The following is a 24,522-nucleotide window of genomic DNA, read 5'->3' on the forward strand; positions in this document are numbered from 1 at the left end:
ATCAGTGTCCTGCCGGCAGCCACGCGCGTATCCCCGTGCTGCCGGGCCATCCCGCCTGATCAGGGGAGTCATGTCTCAGTCACAGCATTCCGGTTCACCGCGCGAGGAACCATTCCCATGCCCGTCGGCGGCCGAGCCCGTCATCACGCAGGACCCGCATGTCGCCACCCTGATCCTGATGGTCGGGCTTCCCGCGGCCGGGAAGACCACCCGGGCCGAACAGCTCGCCGCGACGCACCGGGCGCTGCGCCTGACCCCGGACCACTGGATGATCCCGCTGTTCGGGGACTCGATGGCCGACGGCAAGCGCTGGGTCCTCGAAGGCCGGCTCATCTCGGTCGCCCTTCAAGCGCTGCGGCTGGGGACCAGCGTCGTGCTCGACTACGGGCTCTGGGGCCGCGACGAACGGTCGGCACTGCGCTGGCTGGCCCACGCGGCCGGAGCCGCATGCCAGGTGGTCTACCTGCCCGTGGACAAGAACGTCCAACTCGCCCGCATCGTGCACCGCCAGGAAACCACACCGCATCGGACATTCCCGATGAGCGAGGCCGACGTCGACACCTGGCGCAAACAATTCCAGGCGCCCGACGCCGCCGAACTCGACGGCGGCGAGATCCCCGACCCGCCGGCAGGGTGGCCGGGCTGGCGAGAGTGGGCTGCTGACCACTGGCCCTCATGCACCGATGGCTAACCCAGCTGTACTGAACCGCCCGGAATCGTGCCACACTCCTCCGTTCGACAGCAGGTCAAGCGGGATCCTGACCTGGTGTCAAAGCTGTAGCCGTAGCAGGGACTCGGGGCGCTTCACTGTGGACGCTGGCTCGCCGGTCCCATTGGGTCGTTGACAGGTACTGGCGATTCAGCAGCATCGCGGCCCCGGCTCGTGGGAATCGAGCCGGGACCGCAGTCGTATCGCCGGGTCTTGATCTACTTCGGAAGCGTCCACTGTTGGTTGGCTGTGCCGGCCACACAGTCCTGGATCTGCAGACTGGTGCCGGATCCTCCGGAGCCCGGGTCGGTCAGACAGCGGCCCGACAGCGGGTTCAGCAGCTGGCCGCCGGATTGCTGCCAGACCTGGGATGCAGTGGTGTTGCAGGTGTAGAGCTGGACGGCAGTGCCGTTCGCGGTGTTGCCGTCGCGCACGTCCAGGCACTTGCCGAACGCCTGCAGTGCGCTGTCGGACGCGACGGTCCAGGACTGCGAGGCGGTGTAGTTGCAGGTGTAGACCTGCACCGGTGTCCTGTCGGCGGTGTTGCCTCCGGACACGTCCAGGCACAGACCGGCGTAGCCGGTGACCGGGCCGGTCGGCGGCACATACGGCACCGGCGCTGTGCTCCAGCAGCTCCAGGAGTTCGGGTCGCTGGGCGAGCCGGCCTGGGCGAAGGCGGACGGGTTGTAGAGGTTGCCCCAGGTGCAGGCGTCGTTCATGTCCATCGAGACGTGTGTGCCGGAGTCGGTGACGCACCGCCAGTCGTTCGCGGTGGTGCCGTCCAGGCTGGCGCCCCCGATGTCGCCGATGGACTTGCAGTACGAGGTGAGATCGAGCCCGCCGATCTGCTGGAAGGCGGGGACCGTGCTCAGGGTGACGGTCACGCTCGTCGTACCGGACGGCAGGGTGACGATGCCGTTGGCGTTGTCGACGGTACCGGCGCTGGCCGAGGCGACGTTCCCGACGAAGTCCGGGATCTCGAATGCGACGCCTGCAGCGGGTGCGGCGCCGCTGAGGGTGAGTGTGACGGCGTTCCCGCTGGTACTGACGGTGGCTCCAATTCGCTTGCCGCCGGTGATGGGGTAGTTGGTCGCGCTGACGGTCTGCCCGCTGCGCAGCCACTCGTCGGGCACGCCGCGGCCGACGATGACCTGGCCGTCGGACTTCTCGGCCATCAACGAGTCGAGCAGGACGTGCGAGGCGTTGGCCTGGCCCCACATGTGCGGGCTGGAGCCGGTGCCGGCGGTGGCGTGACGGCCTGGGCCCCACGCGGTCGTCCCGGCTGTCGGGATGCCTTCCCACCAGGAGAACGGGGCGCTCTGAGTGTTGTTGATCATGAATTGGTAGTCGTAGATGCCTTCGCTGCGGTGACCGGTGCTGGAGAGGCCGGCTTCTCCGTAGCCTGCGTTGTACGCGGTGCTGTAGCCGGGGTAGCCGCCGTAGGTGTGCGGGGGCAGGCTGGTCAGGTGCGCGAAGCCGTAGTCGTAGGTGGCGTCGAGCATGGTGGCCAGCGGGCCGGTCCGGTTGGCGCCGAACAGGTATCCGTCCCAGTTCCAGCGGCCGAACAGCAGCGTCGAGGCCCAGTTCGCGTCGTTGGGGTAGCTGCAGCGGTTCGAGGTGTTCGGCACGTCGATCGCGCAGGGCAGGTAGCTCAGACCGTTGGCGTTGATGGTGGACTGGATTTCGGTGTTCACGGCTGAGAACAGGGTGCTGTACTCGTTCGCCGCCCACGTGGCCTCGGCGCTGTTGCCGAGCTTGGCGGCGATGTACTGATAGGCCAGCAGCCCGGTCAGAGCGGACTCGTCATCGACGGTCCAATGGCCGTCGGCGTCGATGGCGTTGGAGGACATCATCGTTCCGCCCGGGCCGGTGGCGTCTGTGGCGATCTGGTGGGCGTTGGCTTTTATGGTGCTGAAGTTCGCGGATACGAACGCGGCGTCACCGCTCTTCTCCAGATACACCGCCCACGGCCAGCTGTACTTGTACGTGGCGTCGGGGTAGGTCGTGGAGGTGAAGGGGCCGCTCAGGGTGGCCAGGTAGGCGTGCGCGTTGGCGAGATCGCCCTCGGTGAGCAGGTTGGTCAGGATGCCGATCACGTCGTGGTCGAACAGCTGGTCGTAGCCGTTCTCCCCGACGTCGAGGTTGTTCCCGTCCTTGACGATGTTGGTGTAGATGTACCCCGCCTTGTAGGCGTTGACCAGGCGCGGGTCCGGAACGTTGATCTGGGCTATCCCGGCGAGTCTCGCGTCCCAGTACGACGTCATGTGCGCGTAGTGGGAGTTGTAACAGCCGGCGGCGACCAGGTCCGCGTTGGCCGGCCAGGGGTAGCTGCCGCCGAACTCGTCGACTGCGATGACGTAGTCGTGGTTGACGGTCTGGCCGGGGTTGACGGTCGTCGGGGCCGAGTTGAGGGGCAGGAGCTGACTCGACGGTGCCGGGTCTTCGACATGGGCCACGCTGTCGTGGTTGTAGACGCTCACCCGGGAGTAGACGGCCACGTAGGCCCGGCCGTGGATGGTGACCTTGTCGCCGAAGTTTGTGATGGTCACGGTCGTGTTGTCGCGCTGGAAACTTGTGACCAGGGCCGGGTAGTAGCCGCCGGCATTGGACCACTGCATGCTTGCCGGGTTGTCGTAGATGCCGAATCCGACCGTGATGTTCTTGCCGGCGCGGATGTCGAAGCTGCCGTCGGCGTGCGCGACAGCGGCGTCCTTGTCGCCGTCCCAGCCGATCACGCCGCTGTCCACCTGGTTGGTGGCGGCGTGGACCGTGCTGGGGTGCGTGAGCTGGCCGCCGATCGTGGTCGCGACAAGCGCGATCGCGGCTGCGACGCTCAAGAGCCGAGATCGGCGCGATCTCAAGGGTCTTTTCATCATCTGTCCTCTTTGGCGGTCGACGAGCGCGGGGGGTGATGTGCGGTGATGTGGTGACCTCGAGGTGGCGGACGTAGAGCTTTTTGACGTCAAAATTCGGTAGCGCAGACGAAACCAAAAGGCTGAGCGCGTGTCAAGGGTTTCGGGCGTGCGAACGCCCGCCGACGCGGAGTCGGTGGGCTTCGCCGTGGGGTGGAACAGGTTCAGAGAACGCCGCGCGCGGGGCTCGCGCTGGAACCGCGGATGACCAGTCGGGGAGTGAGAAGCTGCTGGTCGGCGGGGAGGTCGCCGAGCAGCGCGGCGATGACGCGCTGGCCGACGAGCTCGATGGGCTGACGGATGCTGCTCAGGTCCAGTGCCGCGGCCGTCGGCGTGTCGTCGAACCCGACGATGGCGACGTCCCGGCCGACTTCCAGTCCCCAGCGGTGGACGGCGCCCATGACGCCGACGGCCAACGTGTCCGTGGCGGTGACGAACGCGGTCGGCGGATCGGGTTGCTCCAGCAGATGGAAAGCCATCTGCGCGGCGATGGTGACGGAGTCCTCACAGCGCATCTCCAACCCGAGGCTCGTGGTCAGACCATGGCGTTCGATCGCTTGCTGGAAGCCTTCAGAGCGCCGGTCGCCGACGTTCTGCCCCGCCGGCCAGCCGATGAAGGCGATCCGGCGGTGGCCGCGGTGGACCAGGTGGTCCACCGCGGACCCGGTGCCGACGACGTTGTCCACGTCGACCCAGGGATATGCCTCGACCCCGGTGGCGGTGCGGCCGAAGGCGACGAACGGCACACCGGCGGCCAGTAGCGCGGCCGGGCGTGAATCGTCGGCGGTGATGTCGTAGAGCACGAAGGAGTCGGCCGCGCCGGTGCGGTGCATCCGGGCCACGGCCTCAGCCTCGGAGGCTTCGTCGGCCGCGGTGAACAGCACCAGATGGTGGTCGGCGGCCCGGCCGGCCTCGGCGAGCGCGTGCAGGAACCGGTCGTGGATCGAGGCCAGGGCCCCGGGCGCGAGCGGCTCGATCCGGTAGCCGATCATCCGCGAGGCGCTCTCCCGGAGCGCCTGCGCCAGCCGGTTGGGCCGGTAGCCGAGTTCGGCGATGGCCTGCTCGACCCGCTCACGCGTGGCAGGCCGGACCCGCTCGGGTGCGCGCAGCACGTTGGACACGGTCTGTCCGGACACGCCAGCGGCCCGCGCGACGTCCGTCTGCGTCGGCGCGACCGCGCCCTTCGCCGGTCGGCGTTCCTGCGCTGCCACTGCGTCCTCCGCTTCCCTGGGGTCTGTGCATTGTCTCGAATTCGACTCTGGCGCTTCGACGTTCGGGTCTGTTAACGTCACCGCTACAAAATTTTGACGTCAAAATCATCTGGCGTCCAGTCTTGCCGATCTTCCAGATGGAGGCCGCCGCCGTGAGCTACCACCGCCAGCCGGCTCTGCACGATTCGGTCACCCTGCTGTGGGCGCCCGGAGTGTGCTTGAGCACGGACGACGGCCAGATCCGCGCCGGGGGTCTCGACGGCTACTACCGCAGCGACCGGCGGGTGCTGTCACGGCTGGACGTGGAGCTGGAGGACGCGGCGGCCGTCCCCCTGGGCCACCGGATGACCGGCGCGGCCGGCGCCGTCTTCACCGCCCAGGTCCGCCCCGCCGGTGATCTCTCCGACGATGCCACAGTCCTCATGCACCGCTATCGCGACGTCGGGCCCGACACGCTGACCGAACGTGTACACCTCTCCAGTTTCAGCGCCGAGCAGGTCACGGTGACGTTGCGTGTGCGCTGTGCCTCCGATCTGGCCGCGATGCATCGGGTCCGCAGCGGTGACCAGCTGGACCCCGTCGCACCCGAACTCGGACCCGCTCACGTCGCGTGGTCCGTTTCCGGATACACGGCTCGTCTCACCGCGGACCCCGCGCCCCTGGCGGTCGAAGCAGCGGGCGGTACAGCCGAACTGACCTTCCGGATCGACCTGGCACCAGGGCAGTCCTCCGTGATCACCATGCGGGCCATGAGCAAGGACGCACCCGACCCGGAAGCGCGCGTGTTCCTACCAGTCGCTGCCGACGATCGCCCCGTCCTGGCGGGACATCTGCTGAGAGAGCCCACGGATCCGCGGCGACGGCAGCTGATGAACACCAGCCTGCAGGATCTGGAGCACATGGTGCTCGCCGACCCGCAGAATCCGGCCGACCGATTCCTTGCCGCCGGCAGCCCCTGGTACTTCACCTTGTTCGGCCGGGACGCACTGTGGTCGGCCCAACTGCTCCTGTCGATCGACGCCGGCTTGGCCGCCGGCACACTGCGCGCGCTGGCACGGCGGCAGGGGCGGCAGGAGAACCCAGCCACCGAAGAGCAGCCCGGCAAGATCCTGCACGAAGTCAGGCGCGAGACGCTCCGCGTCGGGAACATGGTCATCCCGCCGGTGTACTACGGCACGATCGACGCGACCCTACTGTGGATCCGCCTGCTGCACGACGCCTCGATCGCCGGCATGCCCGAGGCCGAGGTGGCGGCGCTGCTGCCGAACCTGCAGGCCGCGCTCGGATGGATCCTGCAGTACGCCGACGCGGACGGCGACGGCTTCGTCGAATATCTCTCCTCCGTTCGCGGTGGACTGGCCAATCAGGGCTGGAAGGACACGCCGGACGCCGTGCGGTGGGCCGACGGCCGCCGCGCTACCGCACCGCTGGCCCTGTGCGAAGTCCAGGGCTATGCCTACGCCGCCGCGACCAAGGGCGCTGCGTTACTGGACGCCTTCGGCCTTCCCGGCGCCGCACGCTGGCGCGAATGGGCCGAGAGCCTGCAAGAGCGGTTCCGGAAGACCTTCTGGCTCACCGACGAGTTCGGCCGGTACCCGGCGATCGCCCTCGACGCGAACAAGGAACCGGTCGACGGTGCGGCCTCGAACATGGGACACCTGCTCGGCACCGGTCTGCTCACCGCCGATGAAGCCCGATCGATCGCGGACCGCATCGTCAAGCCCGATCTGAACTGCGGCTTCGGACTGCGGACCTTGTCCTCGACCAGTGACGCGTTCAATCCGCTGAGCTACCACTGCGGCAGTGTCTGGCCGCACGACACCGCCATAGCCGTCCTCGGTCTGGCCGCCGAGGGCGAGCACGCAGCGGCCCGTGCCCTGGCCGAAGGGCTCCTGGCCGCAGCCGAGACCTTCGACCACCGCCTCCCGGAACTCTTCGCCGGCACCTCGGCCAAGGAGTGCCAGCCCGTCGTGCCCTACGCGACCGCCTGCCGACCGCAGGCGTGGTCCGCAGCCGGGGCAGTGGCCATCGTCTCCTATCTGGAGGGGTGGTCGCCTGCGCCGTAGAACACGGAGATCACTGCACCGTCACAGAACGGCCGCCGGTTACTCCACACCTTTGACAAGTCGCTAATACTCGCTCCAGGGCCGCGCTCGGCCCCGTCATCAGGGAGAACGACCGTGTTCCACCGCACGAAGCTCATCAGAGGCTCCGCATGCCTGGTCCTCGCCACTGTCGGCGTCCTGACTGCCGGGTGCTCCTCCAGCACTTCCGCGTCGGGCTCGGGCACGGGAAGCAGCCCCGGTGCCGCCGATCGCGGCCCGATCACTTTCGCCGTCGGCAAGGACACCTCTGGCAACCTGCAGAAGCAGGTCGACGCCTGGAACACCGCGCACCCGTCGGAGGCTGTCACGATCAGTGAACTCCCCGCCTCAGCGGACGGCCAGTTGCAACAGCTCCAGCAGAACGCTCAGGTCAAGTCCGACGCCTACGCGGTGCTCGGCCTTGACGTGACCTGGACTGCCGAGTTCGCGGCCAACCGCTGGATCGACCAGATGCCGGCGTCCACCGACACCTCCGGGCTGTTGGCCTCGGCCGTGGACTCGGCCGAGTACCGCGGAAACCTGTACGCCGTGCCCTGGGAGACCAACGGCGGCCTGCTGTTCTATCGCAGCGACCTGCTGACCGCCGCCGGCATCACCACGCCGCCGACCACCTGGCAGCAGATCACCGACGACTGCGCCAAGGTCAAGGCAGTACCGGCGGGCAAGGGTGTCGACTGCTACGCCGGGCAGTTCGACAAGTACGAGGGACTGGTCGTCAACTTCTCCGAGGCCGTGCAGTCGGCCGGTGGGAAGGTCTTCGACGACAACGGCAACCCCACGGTGAACACGCCGCAGGCCACTGCGGCTCTGGCCTGGCTCGCCACCTCGTTCAAGAACGGCACCATCCCGCACGCCGCCCTCACCTACCAGGAGGAGAACGGCCGTCAGGCGTTCCAGGCCGGCAGCCTGCTCTTCCTGCGTCAGTGGCCCTATGTGTGGGACCTGGCCAACAAGACCGACGGTTCCTCGAAGGTCGCCGGCAAGTTCGCGGTCGCCCCGCTCCCCGGCCAGAACGGCATCGGCTCCTCCACCCTCGGCGGATACAACCTCGCCATCTCCTCCTTCGCCAAGCACAAGACCACCGCGAAGGACTTCATCACTTACCTGACCAGCGCGGACGAGGAGCGTGCCAACCTGCTGGCGACCTCCACCGCGCCGACTCGCACCGGCCTGTACGACGACGCGACGCTGCAGAAGCAGTTCCCGTACCTGTCCGACCTCAAGCAGTCGCTGCAGAGCGCCGTCGCCCGCCCGAAGGCCGTGCACTACGGCGACGTTTCCACGGCCATCCAGGACGCGATCTACCCGGTGCTGTCCGGGCAGGGCGACCCGGCCACCGCGCTGGCCTCGCTGCAGACCAAGCTGACGCAGATCACCAGCCAGAAGTGACTGCGCCCCGGCTGGGTGGCTGGTCCTACCTGCTCCCGGCCGGACCACCTGCTCCCAGCCGGACCAATCATCGGACCCTGACACGGCCCCAGACCCGGACCCAGACCCCGACACGGAAAGCGGCTCGTCTTGACCTCCACCGACACGCTACGCGGCCCGACGGGGCAGGAAACCCGCCCAGCCGTGCTGTCCCGCCGCGCGAAGAACAGCGAAGGACGGCTCGCCGTCCTCCTGCTCTCGCCGACGTTCCTCGTTCTGGCGCTGGTCATCGGCTACCCCCTGATCGCCGCCCTGCGCCAGTCGTTCTACGAGCAGGGCGAGCACCTCGACGCCAATGGGTTCGTCGTCGACTCCGACCGGTTCGTGGGCCCGCGCAACTTCACCGATGCCTTCACCGGTGCCAACGGCTCCCGGTTCTGGAACGCCTTCACCAACACCACCTTCTTCACCGTCACCACCGTGGCGATCGAGATCCTGATCGGCGTGGCCATGGCCCTGGTCATGCACCGCGCACTACGCGGCCGCGCCCTGGTGCGGGCCAGCATCCTGGTGCCCTGGGCGATCCCGACCGCGGTCTCCGGACTGCTGTGGCGCTGGATCTTCGACGCCGACGGCATCGCCAACCACATGCTGGGCAGCCAGACGCTGTGGACCGCCGACGGATGGCCCGCCAAGCTCGCCGTCATCATCGCCGACACCTGGAAGACCGCCCCCTTCATCGGGCTGCTCACACTCGCGGGGCTGCAACTCATCCCCGACGAGCTTTATGAGGCCGCGCGTCTGGACGGCGCCAACGCCTGGCGCCAGTTCCGCGCCGTCACCCTGCCGCTGGTCAGGCCGACGCTGCTGGTAGCCGTACTGTTCCGGCTCCTCGACGTGCTGCGCATGTTCGACCTGCCCTATCTGCTGATCGGCAACAACAAAGGCTCCGTGCAGACCATCTCCATGCTCGCCTTCAACGAGGCCGGGAACCTGCACTACGGACCGGCGGCCGCCTACTCGACGCTGCTGTTCCTCTACGTCCTGATCGTCGCCTACGCATTCGTCAAGCTCCTGGGTACCGACCTCATCGCTGACGCCAGAACACACCGCAAGTACAGCAAGCCCTCAGTGCCCCGGGGACGTCGAACGATCGGAAAGGCGGCCACCCGATGAGCGCCACCACCTTCGAACCGCGCCTCGGCCGCCGGACCGGACATCGGACCGGACGGCGCCGCGTCGGTGGGCCGATCCTGCGCTGGGCCGGCATCGCGGTCATCGTCGTGTACTGCCTGGGCCCGTTCTACTGGATGCTCGTCTCGGCTTTCCGTCGCCCGACCGACCAGTTCCAGCTCTCACTGCTGCCGCACCCCTGGTCCACCGCCAACATCCGCGCGGTGTTCAAGGGCGACGTCGGATTCCAACGCGCCTTGCTCAACAGCCTGATCGTCGCAGGCGTCACCACAGTCGTCACCCTGACACTCGCGATCATCTCCGCCTACGCCCTGGCGCGCCTCGACTTCCGGTTCAAGAACCTGGCCGCCGCCGCCATCATCGCCACGTCCATGTTCCCGGGCATCTCCATGGTGGTGCCGCTGCTGAAGCTGTTCACGGACATCGGCTGGATCAACACCTACCAGGCGATGATCGTCCCCAGCATGTCGTTCGCCCTGCCGCTGGCGGTCTGGAACCTCGCCTCTTTCTTCCGCCAGCTGCCCCGGGAACTCGAACAGGCCGCCATGATCGACGGCTGTACCCGCGGCCAGGCCTTCCGCCGCGTCATCCTTCCCCTCGCCGCGCCCGGCGTGTTCACGACCGCGATCATCGTGTTCATCGCCGCCTGGAACGAGTTCATCATCGCCTTGTCGATGGTCGACAAGAAGAACATGCAGACCGCCACCGTCGCCATCTCCCGCTTCACCGGCGCCTACGGCTTCGACCAGCCCTACGGTACACAGATGGCCGCCGGAGTCATCGTCACGGTGCCTCTGGTCGCCGCCGTCCTTCTGTTCCAGCGGCGCATCATCTCCGGCCTGACCGCCGGCGGTGTCAAGCAGTAGTCATTCGCGGCGACACAGTGGGCTCTGCGTGCTTTGTCGTAGCCTTGGTCAGCGTTGGTGCATGCATGTGAGGTATGCGCCGGTGGGAACGCCGATGCCGGTTTCGGTGTCGAAGCCGGGGCCGACCGAGTTGGTCGTCGTCTCGCCGGGTATCGGTTCGTGGGCGGCCATCTGGAGCAGCAGCGGGACGAACGTGCCGGCGGAGATCCAGTGCTGTTCGACGGCGGCGGGGGGTAGGCCGGTGAGCTTGGTGATGTCCTTGAAGGCTCCGGTGCCGGACAAGCGGTAGAGCGTGGGGTTGGCGAAGCCGAGCGGCGTGCCGCCACGGGCCTGCTGCGCGAGTGCCTGCACGCCGGCGAACAGCGGGGTGGACAGGCTCGTGCCGCCGTAGCGGCGCTCGGTGTACGTCCAGGTACTCTCGGCGGAGCCCGGCCAGGCGTCGCCGTACAGCGGCGTGCCGCCGACCAGCATGCCGGTGCCCGCGTCGGCGTCCATCGCGACGTCCGGGCCGGTGCGGTCGATCCCGCCGTCCGGGCCGGTCGCCTCGCGGTCGGAGACCACGCCCTGCTGGTACCAGGGCCTCGGCGCGCCGAGCATCCAGCCGCCGCCGGTGCCGCCGCCGGGCTGCGGTGCCTGCCAGGAGGTGCCGTCGGGACTCAGTGTGCTTTGCGCGTCGCCCCAGCCGGTCTCCCATTCGCGGGAGCCATGCGGCCCGATGGCCAGCGACGTGCCGCCCACGCCGGTGGTCCACTGGTCACCGGCCTGGTAGGCGAGGCTGCCGTTGCCGTCGCCGCTGGGGTAGTAGAAGCCGACGCCTTGTAGCGCCCCCTCCCGGTAGAGGTTGTCGTACGCAGTCTGTGTCCTGGGTGTGGGCACGAACGTGCCGGAATCCGAGACGATCGTGGCGTGCGTGTGGTCCAGGACGTACATCATGCTCGCCAGATCGAAGTTGGGGCCGTTGTCCGGTGAGGTGGTGTAGCCGATCGCGATGACGTTCGCGTCCGGTGCCATGCCGTGCACGGCCTCCACGTCCATGGTCGTCTCGACCAAGCCGACGTCGGCTTCGGCCGGAGTGTCGGCCGGCGTGCCGTCCGGGGTGGGGACCAGTGTCAGCTGGCCGGGGCGCAGCGTCCGGGTGCCCACGTGCCGGGACCAGGTGTTCACGTCCTGTTCCAGGGTGTCCAGGGCGATCCCGATCACGGCGACGGTCTGTCCCTTGCCGGTCTCGCTGTCCAGGCCGTAGGCGTCGCGCAACTGGGTGGGCGTGTAGCCGCACGGCGCGAGAGACGGCGTACGGCCGTCCACCTCGGGCATGCCGGTGGCCGGCTTCTGTCCCCAGTACCGCGAGCAGGGCGACATGAGCGAGGAGGGCGTAGAGGCGACGTGCGGGAAGGACTTGCCGCCCGGCTTCACCGGCAGGTGGGCCGGCGGGTCTGCGGACTGCTTCGCGGCCTGGTCCGTCGCGGGCGCCACGTTCGCGTTCGACGTCGGCGTGTAGAAAAAGTAGTTGGGCACGTCGAGCACCAGTGAGCCGAGGTCGCCGGGGATGCTCAGATCGGTCGTGGGTATCTGATAGATGAACGCGTCGCCGGGGTTCGGGTCGGTGTACTTGTCGAAAGTTACATCGAACGCGCGCTCCATCGCCCCGATCGCGCCGGTGATTCTTAGCTCTCGCCAATTCGGATGTGTGACGCTCAACCCGGCCGAGGCCAGCCAGTCGCGCACGCGCTTGAACTGGGCCGGGCTGAGCTGGTTTCGAGCCTGGATCTGTGCCGGTGTCATGAACGTGTCGTAGTCGGGGCTGCCCGGTGTGGAAACGGAGCGCACGCGCTCGGCCAGGGCGGACGGGTCGCGGACGTTGAGGTAGACCAGGTCGGTCACGACGGTGCCCGGGTCCGCCGGGCCGGCGTCGGTGAGCCCGAAGCCGGACTGGTACGACGTGTCGACCAGCGTGATCCGGGACTGCTGGGCCCGCGCCGCCCCGGCCCCGCTCACCGCCAGCGCAGCCGCGCAGGCCGCCACCAGGACCGCTCGAAATCGAACACGTCGCATGGAACGCCTCCCACTACACCGACGGGGCAGTGCCGAGCCGGAGAGTATCAGAGCACTGCTACAGTGGCGTTGCCCGACTCAGTCTGCTGATCCTCAAGATACTGCTCGCGGATCTCCTTCGGTCCGAACGGCCACGCGTGCTCCCGGCGCGCCCAGACCAGGAACGCCACGCAGCCGAGCGCCAGCCAGGCCAGTGACCACTCGATCGGGTGGACGCCGGGGTTCGCCTTGTCCGCCCAGGTGTAGATCGTCACCCAGCCGATTCCGGCCACGACGCTCGGCAGCGGGTAGAGGATCATCTTGTACGGGCGGGCCAGTCGCGGCTGCCTCTTGCGCAGCACGCTGACCGCGGCGATCTGCGCGATCGACTGCACGATGACCATCACCGTGGTCAGCAGCGAGATCAGCACCGTCAGCGGCGGGTGCGAGGCGGAGCTGCCGAGGTGTCGGGCGAACAGGAAGCTCGCCGCCGTCATCGCGCCCATCACCAGCAGGCCCACGGTCGGGAACTCGTGCTTGCGGTGCAGCCGGCCGAACGAGCGGAAGAACATCCCGTCCCGAGCCGCGTCGAAGGGGACCCGGGAGCCGCCGAGCAGGCCGGTGAACACCGAGGCGAACGCGGTGATCAGTACCAGGACGGTGACCACCTGCGCCGCGCCCTTGCCCCAGGTCCGCTGCAGGACCGCGGCGCCGATGGAGCTGGAGTCGATGCTGTTCGGGTCCAGCATGTCGTGCCAGGGCACCACGCCCAGCACGCCGATCTGCATCACCAGGTAGATCGCGGCGATCGAGAGCACCGAGATGATGATCGAGCGCGGCATCACCCGGCCGGGGTCCTTGATCTCCGCGCCGAGGTACGCCGTCGTGTTGTAGCCGAGATAGTCGAAGATGCCGACGGTCAGGCCGGCGGCGAAGCCGACCCAGAACGAGCCCTTGAGCGGCGCGATCGCGCCGGCCGGCCAGGCGAAGGCCAACGAGCCGTGGAAGTGGGTGAAGCAGGCCAGGATCACCGTGAGCACGCATGCGATCATCACGGCCCACATGCCGACCGTCAGCCGGCCGATGTTCTCCACCCGGCGCCAGAGCATCAGCACCAGCAGGGCGGTGAGGGCCAGTCCGACGACGTCGCCCTGTCCCGTGCTCATCGAGGGCCAGAGGTAGGCGAGGTACTGCACCATCCCCTGGATGCCGGTGGACATGATCAGCGGGATGAACAGGATGGCGGTCCAGATGAACAGGAAGGGCATCAGCCGCCCGGTCCGGTATTGGAAGGCCTCGCGCAGATAGACGTAGGTGCCGCCGGAACCGGGCTGCGAGGCGCCGAGCTCCGCCCAGACCAGACCGTCGGCCAGCGCCAGGATCGCGCCGGCGATCCAGCCGATGATCGCCTGCGGCCCGCCGAACGCGACGACCATCAGCGGGATGGTGACGAACGGGCCGATCCCGCACATCTGGGCCATGTTGATGGTCACGGCCTGGAACAGGCCGATCTTCCGGGTCAGCGTCGTGACCTCGGGGTCCGTTCCGGCGGGCGTGGTTCGGGTATCAGCCATCGATGACTTCTTTCGAGGTTCGGTTCCGGACGGGGAAAAGAGGTACCGTGACGCCGCGCGGCTTCATTGCGTCAGCGGCTGTCGGCGGACCGGCGGACCGGCGGACCGGCGGGCTGGTAGCCGGTCGGGCCGGGCGGTGTTCGGGCCGGGCAGCGTTCGGGCCGGTCGAGCTGGGTGCAGCAGTCGGCGTCGGCGCGGCCGTCACCGCGAGATGCGCACATCATGCGCGGGTAAGGGAGTGACCTCAAGGGATCGCGCAGAATCGCGCAGAATTTTTGCGCGTATCGATCGCTTACCGGGAACTGGCCAAGGCGGTTCTGCCGCTACGTCTGTATTTCTGGCTGATGATGTTGTTTCGGTGGGAGAATGGGCCGGTCGGGAAGGGTCCGCGAGGGCGGGGTGGTAGCCGGATGGCCGCGTGGGGGACGACAGACGAGCCACACGACGCGCCGCACGGCGACGGCGAGATCTTCGGCGACGGCCCCGAGATCTTCGGTGACCTCGAACTGGCGCACGAGGTCGGCTCCACCCGCCGAGGCTATGGGTTCGACGTGGACTTCGTCTTGTTCCCCCTGGGTATCCCACGACCGACGACGGGCTGGACCCGCACGATCGTGACCTGCGGCCACTGCGGCCACGAGATGTGGTGCACCGTCTACAGCATCTCGGCCTTGGATCGGGCACGCCGCCGTTTTCTGCGGATCGGAGTCGGCAGCGTGAGCGTCCTGGCGGCGTGCTGGCTCGGGCTGCTCCTCACCCTCATCCTCCACATCAGGGGAAACGGAATCCTGGCCTTCTTCGCCGTGGTGCTCGTGGCGTCCCTGATCTCGTGGCCCGCGCTGTCATGGGTGTTCTACCAGCACCGTCACAAGAAGCCGGCTCATATCCGCAAGGGATACTCGATGCACAGCCTGCGCCAGCCCGGTGCCACCTCCGAATATCGCCCCGAGATGAGCGAGCCAGCGATCTGATACGACGCCGGCTTCCTGTGGGTTCCAAAGCTCAGTAGTCGTCCACGGCGGTTCGCCGCTCTGCTGCCGAATCATTGGAAGCGCACGTCTCGGCGGCGTAGGCGCGTAGCAGGTCGTGCAGTTCGAAGCGGCCCGGAACCCTCTGGTCGACCAAGTGCTCGTCCTGCAGCAGATCCATGATCTGATCCGTCTGCTCAAGGTTTATGCCGGCCAGCGCCGCGGCCGTCTCGGGGGTGGCGTCCGGCCCGGGGCCGATCCCTGACAGCCGGAACACTCGCTGCGCAGGCTCGGGCAGGCCGCGGTAGGAGAGCTCGAACACCGCCGCCACATCCCGCCCGCGGGTTGCGTGCTGGCCGATGCCTCTGCTCAGGCGGTCGGCCAGCGGAAGGCCTCCGCACAGCGCCGCGATGCGTTCCGCGGCCTCGGGCTCGGGCTCGGCGCCCACGCGCTCGGCCCCCGCGATCCGGGCGAGCAACCGGACCGACTCCTCGGTCCCGAGCACGTCCAGGATGTGCAGATGCGCACCGTCGAGCCCGGTCAGGCTGCGGCGGCTGGTGATCAGCACCAGGCAGCTCGGGCTGGCCGGAATCAGGTCGCGCACCTGCGCCTCGTCGGCCGCGTTGTCCAGAACGACCAACGCGTCGCGGCCGTGCGTGCGGTCACGGAACATCGCCGCGCGCTCGTCGAGCGTGGCGGGGATGAGTACGAGTAGTCGATGCCGGACTCGGATCAGGGCCAACGGCCTCAGAGCTCGTGGCCTTCGAGAAGGCCCCGCTGCGGGCTACCGCGGATCGTCTCCCGGGTCGTTCGCGCCCGCGGTCGCCTTGCGGACCTGGGCGCCGAGGTACTGGATCGGGGCGACGAGCGCGGCGGTGTAGGCGGCGCCGGCGCTGATCTCCACCACGTCGTCGCGGCCGACCGTGCTGACCAGGCACAGCTGCTCGGCCACGAAGCGTCCCCAGGCTCGCCGATAGTTCACTGACTGTCGCGCGAAGGAGAAGGAATAGGGCGCGAGGACGTCGTCGGGGTCGAGCAGCCCCCAGCGGCCGCTGACGACGAACCATGGCAAACCGCTCGCCTCGGCCTGCGCTCGCCGGCCGGCGAACAGCGGACTGACATAAAGGTCGCGGGCTGCGGCGGGCTCGCTCAACTGGGCCGTTCCATCTCCGATGAGGATGATGGACGCCGCGGTCGACGAGCCGGGCGAGGACGCGGAGGACGGTGTCGGGGATCCATCGTCGAGGCGAATTGGCATAGCACACAGCTACACGATCGCGACGGGGAGTGCCAAAAGGGGAGGCAGAAGGGTGACAGTTGAACCGTACCGGGGTTGCGCCGCACTCCCTGGCAACCACGGGCAGGAATCAGAGGACTGCGATCCCCGCGTCATCGAAGCCGGGGAATGGCGTTGCGAGGTCGAAGGACTCGATCTGACTCTGGCCTTCCTGCGCGGCAAACGGGACAAGGCCCGACGCTTCCAGCGCATCGTGCCCGTTGCCCTCGCAGTGCCCGCCGTCCCACGGGTAGGGCCTGAGACACGGCAATGCCCCTGGCCGGTGGTGCTGCCAGGGGCATTACTCGGACGTGCCGCGGTGCTCACGCCCCGGTCCTGAGCGGTGACGAGGTCCAGGCTGCGTTGACTGGCGCTGGATCGGGGTTGCGGGGCGCGAGGCGGTCACTTCTTGGTGGTCTTGGCGAGCTGGGTCTTGCGCTCGGCCTCGGCCTTCTGCCGGGCGGCGGCGATCTGCAGTCGGGCGGTGACGACTTCGCTGTTCACTGTGGCTCCTCGGGATCGTTCTATGGATTCTGCTTCGCTTACACCTGTGATTCTAAGGCATGGTGCGTTAGGCGCTGACTAATTAAAGGTGAATACTGCCTCTGGGGACTGATTCCGGAGGTGATCCCCGTCACTGCCCAGGTGGCGGCGGCCCTGCGTATCTGGCGCGGCTTCGTCCGCTGGCGCTATCGGCGCCTGTGGGTCGATACCGACGGCTGCGGGATCTTCGAGTGCTGTGGCTCGCCGTGGGAAGCCCGTGAGATCTTGGAGCGGGTGATGACTTCCATGTCCGAGCGCAGCGCCCGTGAGCTGCGTCGACTCGTCGACCGGCTCGACGCGATGTACTGACCTGCACCAGCGAAGCTGCGCTGTCCGGCGGGAGCGGCGTTGGGGCTGGGTAGTGGTGCTCGTCAGCTCAGCGATCGAAGGCGGCTTGCTGGGCGGCGAGGGCGAGCGCCCCGAGCAGTTCGGCGCGGCGGCCGTTCTCGGCGGCGAGGACGGCCACCGCCTCCGAGGTCGCGGGTTGGGAGTAGCGGTCGATCGAGTCGCGGAGGCCGTCGATCACCGCCGTTCCGTATTCGCCGAGTTCGCCGCCGAGGATGACGGCTGCGGGGTTGAGGCAGTTGCACAGGTCCGCGACGACTCGGCCGATGGTGCGGCCGGCTTCGGCGAGTATGCGGCGGGCCACGGGGTCGTCCGCGGCGAGGACCGGATCGACCAGGGTGGGGCGCAGGCGGCTGAGTTCGGTGCGGATGATGTCGATCGAGACGGTGGTCTCCAGGCACCCGCGGTTGCCGCATCGGCACCATTGCGCGACGCCGGGGATCTGGGTGTGCCCGATCTCGCCGGCGATGCCGGAGGCGCCGCGGTAGGGCTGGCCGCCGAGCACGATGCTGGCGCCGATGCCGTGCGAGGCCTTGACGTAGATGAAGTCGCCTGCGCCGCGGCCGGCGCCGAAGCGCAGCTCGCCCAGGGCGCCGAGGTTGGCGTCGTTGTCGATGGCCACCGGGTGCCCGATGCGGCGTTCCAGCTCGATGGCCGGGGACAGCTCGATCCAGTCGGCGAGGATGGTGGGGGAGCGCACCTTGCGTTCCGGGGCGTTGTCGAGCGGGCCGGGTATGCCGGCCGCGGCGGCCAGCACAGCGTCCTGATCGGCGCCGGCGTCGGCGAGGACGGCGGTGACCAGGTCCGCGCAGCAGTCCATGGCGCGCGCGGCGTTGGTGTCGACGTCGAGCTCGGTGATGCGCTCCGCGCGGATGCCGCCGGCCATGTCGGCCGCGGCGACCCGGACGTGGTTGTGGCCGAAGTCGATCGCGAGCAGGACGCCGTCCGGCAGCACCGGGGCCAGCACCAGCGAGGGGCGCCCGCTGCCGGAACCGGGTCCTTTGGCGGGTCCGGCGCGTTCGACGAGCCGGCCGGTGTCGATCAGCTCGGTGACCAGATTCGACACGGCGCTGCGCGACAGCCGGGTGAGCGCGGAGACTTCGGCGCGGGTGATGGTTCCGTGCTCGCGTACCACGTCGAAGACCCGCCGGAGGTTCGCATCCCTCGTAGTCACCTTCGCAGCATAGGTACGACATCGGGCATTAATCTATGGCCCGCCATAAAAAATCTCTCATGCTCTTGCGCAGAACCTATCCTCACCAGCGGGTTCCCTCTCTCCTTTAATCCAGATCAGGATTAAAACGCGGATTCATTGACAGGATTGGGTGCGGAGAGAGATAAAACCCTGAAACTTCCACCGTTGGTGTCCCTCTCCCAGGAGCCCTTCATGAGTACGGTGAGATCTTTGCTGCGCCCCTTCGTCCCTCTCGTCTTGGTCGGCGCGGCGATCACCATCCCAGCCTCCACCACCACCACGGTCGCGCACGCCGCCAACACGGCCTGCCCCTGGATCGGCTCGACCGCACCGGTCGACACCAAAGTCGGCCAGGTGCTGGGCCAGATGACCATCGACGAGAAGATCAGCATGGTGCACGGAGCCGGCGGTTCCGCGTATACCGGCTTCATTCCCGGCGACACCAGGCTGTGCATACCCACGCTGAAGATGCAGGACGGACCGGTCGGGGTCCGCATGAACAACACCACCCAGCTTCCGGCAGCCGCCGATCTGGCCGCGTCGTTCGACCCGTCGCTGGCCGCCTCGTACGGCGCGGTGATCGGTGCCGAGGACAAGACCAAAGGTGCCGAGGTGGACCTCGGCCCGACCATCAACATCGTGCGGGACCCGCGCTGGGGACGCGCCTTCGAGTCCTACAGCGAGGACCCCTACCTGACCGGGCAGATTGCCGCCGGCGACATCAACGGCATCCAGTCGCAAGGCGTGATGGCGCAGGTCAAACACTGGGCCGTCTACAACCAGGAGACCAACCGCAACACCCCGGCGGACAACGCCGTCATCGACGACCGCAGCGTGCACGAGATCTACACCTCGGCGTTCGGCGCGGTCGTGGCCCAGTCGCAGCCCTCGTCGGCGATGTGCTCCTACAGCAGCGTCAACGGCGTGTACGCCTGCGAGAACGCCTACCTGAACACGATCCTCAAGGACGACTTCGGCTTCTCAGGGTTCATCACCTCCGACTGGGGCGCCACACACTCCACGGTCGCCTCGGCCAACGCCGGCATGGACATGCAGATGCCTGACGACTCCTACTTCGGCGCCGCGCTCAAGCAGGCCGTGCAGTCCGGTCAGGTCGCGCAGAGCCGCCTGGACGACATGGTCAGCCGCATCCTGCGCGAGGAGTTCCGCTTCGGGCTGTTCGACCACCCGCTGCCCGACACGCCTGACGCGATCGCCTCCACGCCGGCGCACGTCACCGCCGCTCAGCAAATCAGCCAGGACGGCACGGTCCTGCTCAAGAACACCGGCGGCATGCTCCCACTCGACGCGAGCAAGCTCCACTCGATCGCGGTCATCGGCGACGACACCATGACCGCCGGCGGCGGCAGCGCCACGGTCGCCGGTACCGGCACGATCACCCCGTACGCCGGCATCAAGGCCCGCGCCGGCTCCGGCGTGGATGTCGAATACGCCTCGGGCGGCCAGGGCACCCAGCAGTACCCGGCTGTCGACAGCAAGTACCTCACCCCGTCCACCGGCACCGGGAACGGCCTGTCAGGCGCCTACTACAACAACATGACGCTGTCCGGCACCCCGGTCGCCACGCGCACAGACGCGCAGGTCTCCTTCAACTGGTCCGGCACTTCCCCCATCGCCGGCCTCGGCACCACGGGCTACTCCACGAAGTGGACCGGCACCCTCACCCCGCCGACGACCGGCACCTACACCTTCGGCCTGTCCAGCGATGACGGCAGCCGGCTGTTCATCAACGGCCAGCAGGTCATCGACAACTGGCGCGACCAGGCGTCCACCACCGAGACCGCGCAGGTGCCCCTGACCGCCGGGCAGCCGGTCCAGGTCGAAGTCGACTACTACCAGAACGGCGGCGACGCGTCGGTCAACTTCGGCTGGCTGCCCCCGGGCCCCGACCCGATCAGCCAGGCCGCGGCGCTGGCCGCCCGATCCGACGTGGCCGTCGTCTACGCCAACGACTTCGAGTCCGAGGGTGGCGACCTGGCGAACATCGACCTGCCCGGCACGCAGAACCAGCTGATCAGCGCGGTGGCCGCGGCGAACCCGAACACGGTCGTGGTGCTGAACACCGGCAGCGCGGTCACCATGCCGTGGCTGAACCAGGTCAAGGGCGTCTTCGAAGCGTGGTATCCCGGTCAACAGGCGGGCACCGCCATCGCCTCGCTGCTGTTCGGCGACACCAACCCCTCCGGCAAGCTGCCGGTGACCTTCCCGACCTCCCTGGCACAGGTACCGGCGAACACCGCGGCGCAGTGGCCCGGCGTCAACGGCCAGGTGCAGTACTCCGAGGGCCTGGACGTCGGCTACCGCTGGTACGACGCCAAGGGCCTGACACCTCTGTTCCCGTTCGGATACGGCCTGTCCTACACCAGCTTCTCCTTCAGCCACCTGCACATCGCGGCGCCCACACTGCACGAGCACGGCAGCCTGCAGGTCACCGCGGACGTCACCAACACCGGCAAGCGCGCCGGCTCCGAGGTCGCGCAGCTGTACCTGACCGACCCGGCGTCCACCGGCGAGCCGGCCAGCCAGCTCAAGGGATTCCAGAAGGTGCAGCTCGCCCCCGGGCAGACCAAGAAGGTGCACTTCAGCCTGAGCGCGCAGGACGCGTCCTACTGGGACACCGCCGCGCAGGCCTGGACCCTCGGCGCAGGCAACTACACCGTGCGGGTGGGCGACTCCTCACGCAGCCTGCCGCTGACCGGCACGTTCGACGTCAACCACACCACCGGCCCGCGCTCCACCGCAGTCACCGCCCCCGCGGTGGCCACGGCCGGCAGCACGCTGTCGGTGTCCACCGCGTTCACCAACGGCGCGACCACCGTGGTGCGGCAGGCGAAGACGAGCCTGACCGTTCCGGCCGGCTGGACGGCCAAGGCCACGACTCCCAACGTCTTCAGGACCGTCGCGGCCGGTCAGACCGTCAAGACCACCTGGACCGTGACCATGCCGAACACGGCACACGGCGGCTCGGCGACCCTGTCGGCAGCCACCGCCTACGCCGGCCGCGGTACGCACGCTGCGGGAACGGCCGCCGTGAACGTCGCCTTCGCCAACCTCGGCGCCGCCTATGACACCGTGGGCGTCAGCGACGACGCCAACCCCACTGCAGGAAACCTCGACGGAGGCGGCTACAGCTTCTCCGCTCAGGCGTTGGCCTCGGTCGGCGTGACATCGGGAGCGAGCGTCGCCGGATTCACCTGGCCCGGCATCGCAGCCGGGCAGCCGGACGCGGTGACCACGAACGGCCAGATCATCGCGACGGGCGGATCCGGTACCAGCCTGTCCTTCCTCGGTGCCGGCACCTTCGGCACTCAGACCGGCACGGTCACCGTCACCTACACCGACGGCAGCACCTCGTCGGCACCGATCACCCTCGCCGACTGGTACGCCGACGCGGCAGTACCCGGCTGCACCCTCGCGGTCACCACGCCGTACTGGAACCGCCCGGCCGGAAGCACGCTCCCCGCCAACCAGAAGGTGAGTCTGTACGCGACTTCCGTGCCGCTGTCGGCCGGAAAACAGATCGCTTATGTGACGCTGCCGAGCAACACTCAGCTCCACATCTTCGCAACGGCGTTGGCTGGATAGTCGCCAGCCAGCCCTGAACAGACCTCTCCCACCGCGGGTTGGCACCACGCCGCGGTGGGAGAGGTGGTTCTGCGAGTGTTATACGCGCGGTCGGCCCGGGCGTCTGCGCGCTTCCAATTCGATGGTCGCAGGTTCGAATTCTGTGTCGGAGGATGGACCCGCTCGGTCAGCGGCGGCTGGTGGCCAGGACGACGAGGAACTGGCCGCCGCCCGGCTCGACGGCTGCGGTCACCGGCAGCCCCGGTGCCAGCCGGGAGAACCGGTCCGCCAGCCAATCCGCTGCGTCTTGGGCGTCCTGCTTGGTCGGGCAGCGGCCCACCACCTCGCGGCCCCCCTTGCGCTCCAGCCTCTCGGCGACGGCGATCAGCGGCGCGGGTTCGACCACGTACAGGTGGTCCGGCCAGGCGATGACCGCCTGGACCGCGCCCTTGCGGGTGTTGCATCCGCGGTGCGCGAGCCGCTCGGTGACCTTGGCCTTGCGGTCGGCGGTCCGGCTGTCGACGCTGGGCCCCCGCGGGTCGTTCACCGACATGTCGGGGTCGACCGGCTCGTCGCACACCCAGCACCGCCAGCCGTCGCGTTCGGCCACGTCATCGAGGAGAGTCACCCGAGCAGACTAGCTCGCTCACCAGTCCTCGGCTCCCTCGAAGGAGGTCGGCTCGGGCCGATAGCGCAGGATCTCGCGGGCGGCGCTGATGTCCAGGGTCCGTTCGAGGGCGAGGTGACGGACCGCGTAGCGGGTCAGCCGCGGTGGCTTCGGCGCCTTCTCCGATCCAGCGAGGCTGGTCAACAGCCGCGCGGCGCGCGCCATGGCTTCGGCGGTGGCGGCGATCGGGTAGGCGGCGCGGTAGGGCAGGTAGATGGGGACGGCTTTCGGGCTGCGGGCTTTGAGGATGGCGCGTAGGGCGTCGTCGAGGGTGACGGGTTCGGCGTCGGTGATGTTGAAGGTGCGACGGCTCAGAAGGTGCTCGCTTGGAGTGGTGGCGGCCAGGAGGCAGGCCTGCGCGAGGTTGCCGACGGAGGTGAGGCTGACGCGCTGGCGTCCGTCGCCGGTGGCGAACAGTCGGGGGCCGAGCGGGGTGGGGCGGATCGCGTCGAGTAGGCGTGGCAGCAGAGTGGTGTCCCCGGGGCCGTAGACGGCGTGGGGGCGCAGGATGGTCGCGGTGCGGCCTTCACGCCTCAAGTGGTCCTCGGCTTCGGATTTGCTGCGTCCGTAGGCGTCGGGCAGGTCGTGGGCGGGTGGGGCGTCGGTCTCGGTGGCGTTGACGGTCGGGATCCGGGGTGCGTAGACGCTGGCGGTGGATACGTGGACGAAGATGACGGAGCCTTCGCCGGGATGCTCAGGGTGGCCACAGAACGTGTCGTAGACGTGGGCGGTGCCGTCGACGTTGGTGCGGCGCAGGTCGGCCAGGCGCCCGAAGTCGGTGACGCTGCCGGCGCAGTGGACGACGGCGTCGACCTCCGGCGGGTCGGCGAGGACTCCGGCGGCGATGTCCCAGCGGCGGTAGGGAGCGTCGGCGAGGTGCGTGGGGTCGAGGGCCGAGGCGGGGCGGCGTCCGAAGGCGTGGACCTGGTGGCCTGCGGCGACGGCGGCCCGGGTGACGGCTCCGCCGATGAAGCCCGACGCGCCTGTGACGGCGATGCGCCTGGTCACCGGAGTCACCGGAGTCACTGGGTCACCGGGCGTTCGCCGGGGTTTCGGTCCCGACGGATCGAGCGAGCAGGGTGCGCAGGGCGTCGCGGTCGGGCTTCTCGGTGCGGCCGCGGCGCGGGATGGTGTCGACGACGGCGATGCGCGCCGGACGGGCCGCGGTGTCGATGACGCGGGGCAGTTCGGCGTGCAGGCGCCTGGTGAGCGCGTCGGGGTCGGTGCCGGGTTCGGGGACGACGGCGAGCACGACGTGTTCGTCGCCGGTGGCCGGGTCGGGGATGCCGACGTAGGCGGCGTCGGCGACACCGGGCAGGGCGGCGATCGCGGGCTCGTACAGGCCCGGATAGAGGTTGAAGGACCCGGTGATGATCATGTCCTTGGCGCGGCCGAGGAGGATCAGGCGGCCGTCGGGGTCCAGGCGGCCGAGGTCCCCGGTGGCGAGTTCGGCGAGGGGTTCGGGGTCGCCGAGGTAGCCGACGGCCAGGTGCGGGCTGCGGATGCGGATCTCGCCGGGGGCCGTACCGGGAGTCTCGCCGGAGCCCGCACCGGCCACCGAGGCTCGGACGCCGGGCAGCGGCGTGCCGAGCAGATCACCGAGGCCGAGGGCGTCGAGTTTCTCCTCGGCGGTGGCCACGGCGATCGGGAGGGCTTCGGTGGTGCCGTAGACGGCGAGGATCTGCGCGTCCGGGGCCGCTTGGCGAAGGCGGCGCAGGATCGGCGGCGGGACCGGGGCGGCGCCGAGCAGGACGGTGCGCAGCGTGGGCGGCACCGGTCCGGCGTCGAGGAGGCGGGCGATCTCGGCCGGGGTGCCGAACAGGTGGGTGGCGCGGCGGGTGCGCAGGTGCTCCAGCGTCCGGGACGCCTTGCCGGGCAGCCCGGACAGCGACCAGGTCGCGCCGGCGGCGAGCGCCGGCAGACCCAGCATGAGCTGGTCGGTGTGGACGATGTCGCCGGGGCCCCAGCCCACC

General features: G+C 68.8%; 18 protein-coding genes. 8 read left to right on the forward strand and 10 right to left on the reverse strand.

The annotated features are described in order from the left end of the window. Positions 1 to 178 precede the first annotated feature (178 nt). The gene (locus GWK61_RS19140; protein ID WP_228562554.1) at positions 179 to 691 is read left to right on the forward strand and encodes a P-loop nucleotide/nucleoside kinase family protein; all 513 of its coding nucleotides are present in this window, start codon (positions 179 to 181) and stop codon (positions 689 to 691) included. A gap of 236 nt (positions 692 to 927) precedes the next feature. On the opposite strand, the gene GWK61_RS56580 is transcribed toward GWK61_RS19140, so the two are convergent. Together GWK61_RS56580 and GWK61_RS19150 are read right to left on the reverse strand one after the other, a co-directional pair. Beyond that, entirely contained in the window at positions 928 to 3,546 is a 2,619-nt protein-coding gene (locus GWK61_RS56580; protein ID WP_228562555.1) for a ricin-type beta-trefoil lectin domain protein, read from the reverse strand. Positions 3,547 to 3,785: 239 nt separating this feature from the next. Continuing rightward, on the reverse strand, positions 3,786 to 4,832 hold the full coding sequence (locus GWK61_RS19150; protein WP_194909915.1) for a LacI family DNA-binding transcriptional regulator: 1,047 nt from the start codon (positions 4,830 to 4,832) through the stop codon (positions 3,786 to 3,788). 122 nt (positions 4,833 to 4,954) lie between these two features. On the opposite strand from GWK61_RS19150, the gene GWK61_RS19155 reads away from it, so the two are divergent. The 4 genes from GWK61_RS19155 (at position 4,955) to GWK61_RS19170 (ending at position 10,365) form a co-directional block, all read left to right on the forward strand. After that, positions 4,955 to 6,898, forward strand: a complete 1,944-nt coding sequence (locus GWK61_RS19155) for a glycogen debranching N-terminal domain-containing protein (protein ID WP_228562556.1) — start codon at positions 4,955 to 4,957, stop codon at positions 6,896 to 6,898. Positions 6,899 to 7,012: 114 nt separating this feature from the next. Continuing rightward, positions 7,013 to 8,326 (forward strand): ABC transporter substrate-binding protein, encoded by a 1,314-nt coding sequence (locus GWK61_RS19160; protein WP_323747638.1) that lies wholly within the window; start codon positions 7,013 to 7,015, stop codon positions 8,324 to 8,326. A gap of 129 nt (positions 8,327 to 8,455) precedes the next feature. Continuing rightward, positions 8,456 to 9,481: a carbohydrate ABC transporter permease gene (locus GWK61_RS19165; RefSeq protein WP_194909916.1), complete on the forward strand. Its 1,026-nt coding sequence runs from the start codon at positions 8,456 to 8,458 to the stop codon at positions 9,479 to 9,481. Next, positions 9,478 to 10,365 (forward strand): carbohydrate ABC transporter permease, encoded by an 888-nt coding sequence (locus GWK61_RS19170; RefSeq protein WP_194909917.1) that lies wholly within the window; start codon positions 9,478 to 9,480, stop codon positions 10,363 to 10,365. Before GWK61_RS19165 ends, GWK61_RS19170 begins: the two co-directional genes overlap by 4 nt. A gap of 48 nt (positions 10,366 to 10,413) precedes the next feature. Here GWK61_RS19170 and GWK61_RS19175 read toward each other — a convergent pair whose 3' ends face one another. Next, on the reverse strand, positions 10,414 to 12,417 hold the full coding sequence (locus GWK61_RS19175) for a S53 family peptidase (RefSeq protein ID WP_194909918.1): 2,004 nt from the start codon (positions 12,415 to 12,417) through the stop codon (positions 10,414 to 10,416). 47 nt (positions 12,418 to 12,464) lie between these two features. Beyond that, positions 12,465 to 13,970, reverse strand: a complete 1,506-nt coding sequence (locus GWK61_RS19180) for an APC family permease (protein ID WP_194909919.1) — start codon at positions 13,968 to 13,970, stop codon at positions 12,465 to 12,467. Positions 13,971 to 14,380: 410 nt separating this feature from the next. Here GWK61_RS19180 and GWK61_RS19185 point away from each other — a divergent pair, with 410 nt between their 5' ends. Beyond that, positions 14,381 to 14,941, forward strand: a complete 561-nt coding sequence (locus tag GWK61_RS19185; RefSeq protein WP_194909920.1) for a hypothetical protein — start codon at positions 14,381 to 14,383, stop codon at positions 14,939 to 14,941. A 31-nt stretch (positions 14,942 to 14,972) separates the two neighbouring features. Here the strand turns inward: GWK61_RS19185 and GWK61_RS19190 are convergent, their stop codons facing one another. Both GWK61_RS19190 and GWK61_RS19195 read right to left on the reverse strand, forming a co-directional pair. After that, positions 14,973 to 15,680, reverse strand: a complete 708-nt coding sequence (locus tag GWK61_RS19190; protein ID WP_194909921.1) for an NB-ARC domain-containing protein — start codon at positions 15,678 to 15,680, stop codon at positions 14,973 to 14,975. A 42-nt stretch (positions 15,681 to 15,722) separates the two neighbouring features. Then, positions 15,723 to 16,196: a DUF6884 domain-containing protein gene (locus GWK61_RS19195; protein ID WP_323747639.1), complete on the reverse strand. Its 474-nt coding sequence runs from the start codon at positions 16,194 to 16,196 to the stop codon at positions 15,723 to 15,725. A gap of 642 nt (positions 16,197 to 16,838) precedes the next feature. Between GWK61_RS19195 and GWK61_RS19200 the strand changes: the two genes are divergently transcribed. After that, positions 16,839 to 17,066, forward strand: coding sequence for a hypothetical protein (locus tag GWK61_RS19200; RefSeq protein ID WP_228562557.1), 228 nt, complete (start codon positions 16,839 to 16,841; stop codon positions 17,064 to 17,066). 67 nt (positions 17,067 to 17,133) lie between these two features. Here the strand turns inward: GWK61_RS19200 and GWK61_RS19205 are convergent, their stop codons facing one another. Then, positions 17,134 to 18,276, reverse strand: a complete 1,143-nt coding sequence (locus GWK61_RS19205; RefSeq protein WP_194909923.1) for an ROK family protein — start codon at positions 18,274 to 18,276, stop codon at positions 17,134 to 17,136. A 213-nt stretch (positions 18,277 to 18,489) separates the two neighbouring features. Here GWK61_RS19205 and GWK61_RS19210 point away from each other — a divergent pair, with 213 nt between their 5' ends. Beyond that, positions 18,490 to 21,903, forward strand: coding sequence for a glycoside hydrolase family 3 C-terminal domain-containing protein (locus GWK61_RS19210; RefSeq protein WP_194909924.1), 3,414 nt, complete (start codon positions 18,490 to 18,492; stop codon positions 21,901 to 21,903). 166 nt (positions 21,904 to 22,069) lie between these two features. Here the strand turns inward: GWK61_RS19210 and GWK61_RS19215 are convergent, their stop codons facing one another. The 3 genes from GWK61_RS19215 to GWK61_RS19225 all read right to left on the reverse strand — a co-directional run. After that, a complete protein-coding gene (locus tag GWK61_RS19215; protein ID WP_194909926.1) occupies positions 22,070 to 22,510 on the reverse strand; it encodes a hypothetical protein in 441 nt (146 codons plus the stop codon). 18 nt (positions 22,511 to 22,528) lie between these two features. Beyond that, positions 22,529 to 23,557, reverse strand: coding sequence for an NAD-dependent epimerase/dehydratase family protein (locus GWK61_RS19220; protein WP_194909927.1), 1,029 nt, complete (start codon positions 23,555 to 23,557; stop codon positions 22,529 to 22,531). Between the two features lie 22 nt (positions 23,558 to 23,579). Beyond that, the coding region (locus GWK61_RS19225) for a class I adenylate-forming enzyme family protein (protein WP_194909928.1) at positions 23,580 to 24,522 on the reverse strand (943 nt) is incomplete at its 5' end.

It is taken from the genome of Catenulispora rubra (assembly GCF_015356825.1).
In the GTDB taxonomy this organism is placed as follows: domain Bacteria; phylum Actinomycetota; class Actinomycetes; order Streptomycetales; family Catenulisporaceae; genus Catenulispora; species Catenulispora rubra.

Excerpts from the sequence above, each read along its gene's own strand:
- GWK61_RS19210 (WP_194909924.1), top strand. The coding sequence starts at position 18,490 with ATGAGTACGGTGAGATCTTTGCTGCGCCCCTTCGTCCCTCTCGTCTTG.
- GWK61_RS19170 (WP_194909917.1), top strand. The coding sequence starts at position 9,478 with ATGAGCGCCACCACCTTCGAACCGCGCCTCGGCCGCCGGACCGGACAT.
- GWK61_RS19140 (WP_228562554.1), top strand. The coding sequence starts at position 179 with ATGGTCGGGCTTCCCGCGGCCGGGAAGACCACCCGGGCCGAACAGCTC.
- GWK61_RS19175 (WP_194909918.1), bottom strand. The coding sequence starts at position 12,417 with ATGCGACGTGTTCGATTTCGAGCGGTCCTGGTGGCGGCCTGCGCGGCT.
- GWK61_RS19185 (WP_194909920.1), top strand. The coding sequence starts at position 14,381 with ATGGCCGCGTGGGGGACGACAGACGAGCCACACGACGCGCCGCACGGC.
- GWK61_RS19180 (WP_194909919.1), bottom strand. The coding sequence starts at position 13,970 with ATGGCTGATACCCGAACCACGCCCGCCGGAACGGACCCCGAGGTCACG.
- GWK61_RS19195 (WP_323747639.1), bottom strand. The coding sequence starts at position 16,196 with ATGCCAATTCGCCTCGACGATGGATCCCCGACACCGTCCTCCGCGTCC.